Here is a 1,196-nt window from a genome sequence, read left to right as displayed (position 1 = left end):
GTATCTATGATGATTTGTCCATATATTTGTCGTCCATGAAGTTGTCCACGGCTGCAACCCGCCTGTCTCAAAATAATTCTGGGTAGTCGTCCATCCGTTGGTTGAATAGTAAAGTGTGGCGTCGGTATCGTCAAAAATTTCAACAAAGACCTTGTCAGGCGACGAGAAATCGTCATAACAAGTACCTGAAATCGTTGTAAGTGATTTGTAATGCGGCTCGCCTGTCGGAGGCACTGAAATTGTTGATGTTCCCGCCTGAGTATCGTACAGGAACAGCGATTTTATATTCCCGCCGGTTGATTCAGTATTTCCGGGCGGCGGATATGCATTATCAGTCGCATATACATAAATCCAATAAGTGGTACCGTGGGTCATTTTTGTTTCATTAAAGCCGGAGTATGTCCATGTATCTATCCAAGGTATTATTTCAGTCCAGTTCTCGCCGGCTACCCATGCGCCGCTGACGAACCACTCGGCACCAAGGGTCGGGTCTCTTTTAATTTTTAGATACGTATATTTGTTCCCCGCATTGTAGGGCGGTGATTCTTTCGTCGGCATTTCATCGCAATTACCCCATATGTGAGCAGCGGGTGCAGAGACGTCATTGAGATAGGAACCGTTCGGCGGGTCCTGGACATCCGTAACAGGCGCCTCATTATCGCAATAGAAAAGTACTCCGCCGGTGCCGCCCTGTATCTGCGCTTCCGTATAATCAATTTTATTTGTCGCCTGGTCGTTAACGCCTACCCAAACCATATATTGCTGACCCGATGTCCATGACGACTCCGCAATTTCAAAAGACCAGTAACCGGCAGTTGCAACCGCGACATCGTAAAAAGTCCAGTTTGCAGTTGACCACGGCAACCATCTTTCTAACAGTTCCAAATCGGTCTTACCCTGCCATTTTTTGTCTATATTGTCCCAGTACTTTTCATCGGCGATACGCTTGAAGCAGACATTCACGGGATTATTGTTGAACTTGCCGGCATTTGTTCCCGCTAAATCAACGGAAGTGCCGGAAATAGTTACAAGCGATGATTTCTGATAGTATGTGTTTGACACCGGCTTTATAGTTGTCAGAGTAGGCGTCGTTGAATCAATAGTGAATGGTCGCTCTGCCTGTAATGATTCAACATTATATGCGGTATCTGTTGCACGGGTAATCAGAAAATAATTCTCGCCATTTGCTCCTGAAA

At 45.9% G+C, this 1,196-nt stretch carries 1 protein-coding gene; it reads right to left on the bottom strand.

What is annotated here, in order from left to right:
• Nucleotides 1-1,196, bottom strand: a 1,196-nt coding sequence (locus tag COT43_10210; protein PIS27500.1) for a hypothetical protein, incomplete at both ends; no start/stop codon positions are given.

The organism is Candidatus Marinimicrobia bacterium CG08_land_8_20_14_0_20_45_22 (assembly GCA_002774355.1).
Lineage (GTDB): Bacteria > Fidelibacterota > UBA2242 > UBA2242 > UBA2242 > 0-14-0-20-45-22.
The sequence above is the reverse complement of the archived record's forward strand: the minus strand, read 5'-3'. Positions and strand labels throughout refer to the sequence as shown.